The organism is Nostoc sp. CHAB 5715, assembly GCF_020829685.1.
Classification (GTDB): domain Bacteria; phylum Cyanobacteriota; class Cyanobacteriia; order Cyanobacteriales; family Nostocaceae; genus Nostoc.
Genome location: NZ_JAIVFR010000407.1, coordinates 1 through 6,298, shown reverse-complemented (window position 1 = coordinate 6,298; position 6,298 = coordinate 1). Strand labels below are relative to the sequence as shown.

Genomic DNA, 6,298 nt, shown 5'->3' with positions numbered 1-6,298 from the left:
TGCTGTCTGGGCGCTGGCCCGCTCCGTGGGGCGCGCGCGCGCGGTGGCTCTGACACTGCTGGGCGACAAGCTGCCGGCCGAAAAAGCCACTGAATGGAGTTGGTATGAATTCTGTAGCGCCATCGAAGAACATCGCCGTAATAGTTTTTTCTCTACGCACTTTGTATGTAAAAAAGCTATTAAACCCTGTAAAGAAAGTGTTTTACACCACAGTATTTTTCCCATTTCGGTTAAATTGGGAACGATAGTAAAAGGTAATAAAAGATAAAGATATGCCCAAAACTAAGGAGAAAACAGACGTAAAAAAGGTAGTAATTACGATTGACATGGGTGCAAGTAAAACCAAGGCGATCGCTCAAGAGTATCCAGAGGGAAAGCCTGTTGTTTTACTTTTCGACTCAGAAGTAGCAGATATTGCTAAAGCTTCGATTGAGAGCATTCAACAAGAAGGTAATCCTGAATCTCGTACTTGGGTAGGAATAGGTGATGAATATTTCGCCTTGGGAGAGCTTGCCCGTCGTCGATTTGGGGGTATATCGCAGCTGAAGGAGCTAAAGTACGAACTAGCAGTCCCTAAAATTTGTGGTGCATTTTGGCTGGCTAAGGAGAAGTTGAACCTGGGTAATGATGTTGCAGCTTACTTGAGTGTCCTGCTACCGCCCGGTGAAGTCCAAGACAAAGAACAGTTACAAGTTCGATTGAAGGATGCGTTTCGAGGATTTGATACACCAGCAGGTAAGATGCGGGTGAAAATGCTTCGTTATGATGCAGCTTCTGAGGGTAGTGGGATATTTTTTCACCGTAGGCGAACGCTTGGCAATAATATGCCTGCTTCTGTGTATGTGATGCTTGGTTATCGCAACGCAAGTATTTTCACCTTTCGCAGTGGTTCAATTGGTGCGGGAATAACCAGTAATTTTGGTATGTCTTGGCTGGTGAATAATTTTACTTCCAAGACATCGGGACTAAGCCCTGATAATCCCAATATTATCGAGGTGTTGGTAGAAGCTGGAGTTAGTTGTGACTCCCAGGTGATGCAGAAACTCTCACGCAAGCGCAAAGGTGATGAAATTCAACTTGACGGCGAGTCGATGTCCAAGGCTTTATTGCTTGCTAGAGATGAATATTGGCGTGCGATCGTCAGATGGTTGCGCTCGAAGATGGATGAGGATATTGAAGAACTGGTGTTTTGCGGAGGGACTGCGGATTACATTCGTCCAGAAATAGACGCTTACTTCCAGAAAGAGGGGATTAAGGTATCTTGGCACGGTAATATTTTTATACCTGATGAGATATCTTCCGGTATTGGCAATCGGATGGCGGATGTCTGGGCGCTCTACCAATATATGATTATTCAGTTTGATGAGTTGACTGGTTATACCCGCTCTGAGGTTGTACTGCTAACTAAATCCACTGAAGGTAGTACAAATAATGCAGATGAAGAAGTTAAACGTAAGTATAATTTTACGCCTTGTGAGCGACCTAGTACCTTTATTGCTGTGAACGAGAATGTTTGATTAGCTCAGAAAAAAGTAGTGTAGTTACAAGGACTGCAACTACACTTCTGGGATGCTTTTTACGTAACTTCTCAATAACCACTGCAAGAATGAGAGGATTACTCGTGGTTAGGTGAGAATAGCTAGTTATAGGGGATTGAAAATACTTCCTTGTAGGCAGTGCCCTTTTCTGTAATGACATTAGCATAGATAGAGAATATTGTTATCCCGCTTCACTCGAGTACACTTTGAACAAAGACTGTTGTTCAGCGTAGAATCTTCATGGCAGGGTGGTCATATTACGTCAACAGAAGATTTCTATTGTCAATAAGCTCAAAAAAGTCGCATTAATAGTTGCTTATGGACACAGCTTTAAAAGTGCAATAGCACTAAAATTATGATGTTGATTTTTATACTTAATAACCAGCTTGCACAAAGGCAATAATGCTTTCCTACGGAACTGTTTGATTGAGCAAGTGCTGAGTCAATATCTCTTTGAAGGTGTATATTTCTTTTGGTGTACAATTCCACGCTGGGCAATCTGTGTCGCTAGGTAGATGATTACTTGCAGTAAACATCTATTTTGATAGCAATCCTTGTTAGAGAAATCAGAAAAATGATATAACATTATCTCAAAATTCTTCGCCCAAACTGATATAACGTTATCTCATGACTGGGAGTCGGAAATATAGTAATCAAGAAAGAGAAAAAATTATGCCTGCCAATTTGACCCTTTCGATTGAGACAAACGCTGGAGGAGTAGCGAAAAGTACTATTTCATACAATCTTGCGTATGAATTGGGTGTTCGTGGCTATTCAGTGGCACTATTAGACATCGATCCTAACGAATCATTGACATTATTTTGCGGATTAGGAGAATTTAAAACACAGGGAACAATGGCTAATGTTTACGAGCCAGACTTCAATGGGAACTGGCCTTTAGTTACAGCTTGGCAAGGTAAGATTGATAAAATTCAAGTTTGTAAAGGCGGAAAAGAATTACACGAAACAATTCGAGCAGTTTCAAAGGATCTGCGTGGAGCTTATACTCTTGCAGATCGGTTGAGTGATTACCCCTTATCTCACGATTTTGTAATTATCGATTGTCCTGCAACATTGGAGCCTTTACCACTGACTGCTCTTGCAGCTTCTAGCCACGTGTTAATTCCCATTCAACCTGAGTATAAGGCTTCTCAAAGTGCTGCGGCGATGATTGAGTGGTACTATTTCAACTGCAAGCGGCTGAGATTGAAACCGACTCCGAAAATATTAGGTATAGTTCCTACCCGTTGGAAAAGTGATTGGGGAGCGCATAGAAGTATTGTTGAGGAACTTCCCCTAGTCTGTAAGAATTTGGGAATTCAGTATTTTAGCCCAATTCGAGAATCAGCGGATATTCTTAATGCTTCTGGTAGAGGGCTACCTCTGGGAATTTACAGACCGGGTAAAGAGGCAAGAGGAGATTTTATGCCAATTGTTGATGCACTAGTTAACGAACTTAAGCTAATAAGAGGTTAATCGATGACAAAATTAAACAAACCCAGTGTACTTGGAATGTTTGCTTCTGCTGCTGATTCACAACAGATATTTGAGCTTGAAGAACGAGTAGAAGATTTACAGGCAGAGATTACAAGATTAAAAGATGAAGAAGCACAGGGAAAGCTTGCTGAAGAAGAACGTACACTCCTCAATCAAACTATTGAAGACCTACGAGAACATTTGAAAGCATCTGGAATTTTTAAAATTCACTATAGTGAGGTAAGACCCAATCCGAAACAAGCAAGGCAAACATTTACTTCGGATAGTATTCGGAGTATGGCTGTTTCAATTAGAGAGGAAGGGCAACAACAGCCGATTATTTTACTACCGGGAAATCTCATTTTTGATGGAGAACGGAGATGGAGATCCGTTGCAGAAGAGTTACAGCCAGAAATTGAAACGCTTGATGCAGTGATGCTTGTAAAAGAACTTTCTGAAGAGGAATTACATGCACGCACGTTATTAACTAGTCTTCACCGAGAAAGCTTGAATGAGCTAGATTTAGCCGAAGGTTTGATTCAACAGGCTAAGTTAGCTTTGGAATTTGAACAGGAAGAAGTAGTTAGAGCGCTTAGGAGAGCAATAGCTAGATTAAACGCAAAAAAACTTTTGCCCCAATTAACTGAATTGGTTATTTTAACTAGAAAAGAGCAGTCAGAAGGCATTAAAGAATTTAATTTAGACGAAATAGAACAAAGTATTCTTCTGTTGTTACTACGTTTTCAACAAAATCCAGCATCAGTAGATGCAAATGTCTTTCCTTGTTTACGGCTTTCAGAAGACTTAAAAATTGCGATTAGACAATCAGGACTTGGTGCAAACCATGCCCGTTCACTCCAAAAACTAAATTCTAAAAATTTAAAAATTGAGGAAACTAAAGCTCTTAAAATCCGACAAGATGCTACATCACAAGTTTTGCAAGAAAGACTAACAGTCGCTCAAACTCGTTTTCTAGTTGCCCAAACTATTGCTGAACATGCTCCTGAAACAAAACCTAAACCAAGTCACCAAATCAGTTCTCTAATTCGAGATGTCTCAGCAACTAAGGTCGAAGATATCCAGCAAGAGCAACTGAGAGATTTATTGGCTGTATTAGAAGCTAAGGCAAAAGAGATTCGGAAAAAGTTGGACTAATACTATCTCGTCCGACTTAGTTCCCTGAATCGGAGATGTCCATGTAATCTATGAGTGCCTATCTAAACTACCCAAATGGCTTTCGCCTGAATCCCGCAGAGTCAAACCAGAATTATCAGCGGAACGGTTTCAGCATATGAGATTTCTAGACTGCGACAAAGCAGTGAGCCGAATTATATTTGAATGCTGACACTGCCAAGAGGGGATACTTTGTGAGTTTACGGGTGAGCCTGTAGTTGGAGAATATAATGGACGGACTTCAATCATCCAAGTTAAAGTTCAATGCCCCAACTCTGAGCAAACTGCTATTAGACTGAGTACGGGAGAAGTGCTTTCTACAATAGCGATTCCTTCTTCTTGGACATAAATAGTTTTCAAGAAACCAAATAATCTTTAATTTGCTCTTGCTCACGTCGTAAAGCTTTCATTCCTTGTCCATGAGCAGAGCGTACCTTACAATTCTTGTGTAGACAATCTCTTCCTCTAGCAATAGCCTCGGAAAGCGACCAATTTCTCGTAGATAAATTCCAGCTGTATCAAAGCTCTGGCTAGACATCTTGCAGGAAGCTAATTTAATAACAAAGACATTGACAGGAGAGTATAAATCAAACAGTCAACCATTTTAGAGGGTGTAGGGAACCAACGTTTTGAAACGCGGGATTGAAGCAAGGACGCTTTGTATTTCGCGCTATGCGTCTCGGAATAAATATTTTTTTAAGTGGGCTTAGATCCACAACTAAAGTTTTTTATTCCTTCTTCTCTACTTTTTTGTAAGTTAATTTCTACTGCGTTCATAGAAAAGATTTCAAAAATTGCTGATGGGGGCTATATGGGGGCTATATGTACCCCAAAGATAGATTAGAACTTCGATGAGAATTTGACACCTATATGGGGTATTCTTAGGGGCTAAGTGGGGTATAAAATGTCAGACAGCCAAATATACCCCACTTAGCCCCCAAGGGGTTATGATAAGCTCTTGAGGTTAGAGAAGGAAGGGGCAGAGTTCTGGGGAAAGACTCATAGCAAGTTATTCTTCTCTCCCCTGCTTTCCTGCTCCCCTAGATAATCTGAACAGATAACTTTCACAAATCAAAACGTATGGACTTGATCCCTATGTCGAACATTCACGCCTTGCAAAAAATTTTTCCTGCTGGCTTTGATAACGGTTACGGAAGCCTAAAACTTTTAGTCGATGGCTTTGAAGTTGTTCGTGTCCCCAGCTATATTTCCACAGCCGACATGGAGGATGTACCAGGGAGGGTAGTTTTTAACGGTAGTGCTTACACAGTCGGAGAATCAGCTTTCCGCACAGGTTATCATTTTGACCGGAATACAGACAACAATGAAAATAAAGTCAATAATGCGTTGTTGACTTTGTTCGGTGCATTGGCACATCTGCCACACCGTAAGGCTTGGCACTTAAAATTAGTTGTCAGCTTACATGATGTTGGTCTGGCGAACGAATTGCAAAAAGTACTCAGTGGAGAATATCAGCCAATACTTGCTGGTAAACAATCAGAGGTGAAAGTAGAAGTGCTGAAAGTCGTTCTAGAGGGGATGGGTGCATTGTTTGGGCATCAACTACCCAAAAAATTAACTATTTTAGACTTTGGCAATGGTACGACTTTGTATTCTCGTTACAACCAGGGGAAACGAGAAGTTCACACCGCCTACCCCATAGGTGTAGAAGTTCTCATCGATGATATTTCCCAAAAGATGAAACATCTAAATGGGGGGAAAATTGGGGATGCATCCAAGATCCGATTTTGTCTAGAAATGGGGCATACCCGGTACAGCCGTGACATCGATATCAAAGATATATACAGCACTTGTTTGAAAGATTGGTATGAAAAATACTTGAAGAAAGTGGTGAATCTGACACTTGATGCCAAGCACCAAGGGGATGAAATCTGGGCGATTGGTGGAGGCTGCCTGTTACCAGGATTTAAGAAGCTCTTAGAGAAGAACGGTTTCAAAATCCTGGACAATCCGGTGGAAGCTAATGGTTCTTCGGTTACTTTTATGGATAATTAATAGTAAAATGCCAGTTTAATAAGCTGCGTAATCTAAAATTGCTAAAGTTACGAAAGCCATATCCAAGCCTTTTAATTAACTTGAGCTTATTATTA

The 6,298-nt window shown here is 40.8% G+C and carries 6 protein-coding genes and 1 pseudogene; 5 read left to right on the top strand and 2 right to left on the bottom strand.

Features of this window, described 5'->3' with window-relative positions; translation table 11 throughout:
• From LC574_RS21550 to LC574_RS21535, 4 genes and pseudogenes are all read left to right on the top strand, one after another.
• A pseudogene (locus LC574_RS21550) lies at positions 1 to 268 on the top strand (hypothetical protein); the annotation flags it as partial.
• A gap of 4 nt (positions 269 to 272) precedes the next feature.
• Entirely contained in the window at positions 273 to 1,517 is a 1,245-nt protein-coding gene (locus LC574_RS21545; RefSeq protein WP_229455518.1) for a ParM/StbA family protein, read from the top strand.
• A 693-nt stretch (positions 1,518 to 2,210) separates the two neighbouring features.
• A complete protein-coding gene (locus tag LC574_RS21540; protein ID WP_229455516.1) occupies positions 2,211 to 3,014 on the top strand; it encodes a ParA family protein in 804 nt (267 codons plus the stop codon).
• 3 nt (positions 3,015 to 3,017) lie between these two features.
• Complete coding sequence (locus tag LC574_RS21535) at positions 3,018 to 4,169, top strand: ParB N-terminal domain-containing protein (RefSeq protein ID WP_229455515.1); 1,152 nt, start codon at positions 3,018 to 3,020, stop codon at positions 4,167 to 4,169.
• A 424-nt stretch (positions 4,170 to 4,593) separates the two neighbouring features.
• Here the strand turns inward: LC574_RS21535 and LC574_RS39145 are convergent, their stop codons facing one another.
• On the bottom strand, positions 4,594 to 4,725 hold the full coding sequence (locus LC574_RS39145; RefSeq protein WP_368736715.1) for a sigma-70 factor domain-containing protein: 132 nt from the start codon (positions 4,723 to 4,725) through the stop codon (positions 4,594 to 4,596).
• A gap of 557 nt (positions 4,726 to 5,282) precedes the next feature.
• Here LC574_RS39145 and LC574_RS21530 point away from each other — a divergent pair.
• Positions 5,283 to 6,203, top strand: a complete 921-nt coding sequence (locus LC574_RS21530) for a ParM/StbA family protein (RefSeq protein WP_229455514.1) — start codon at positions 5,283 to 5,285, stop codon at positions 6,201 to 6,203.
• Here the strand turns inward: LC574_RS21530 and LC574_RS21525 are convergent.
• Positions 6,190 to 6,298: transposase (locus tag LC574_RS21525; RefSeq protein ID WP_229455519.1), on the bottom strand; the 109-nt coding region annotated here is incomplete at its 5' end. The two genes, LC574_RS21530 and LC574_RS21525, sit on opposite strands and share 14 nt — an antisense overlap.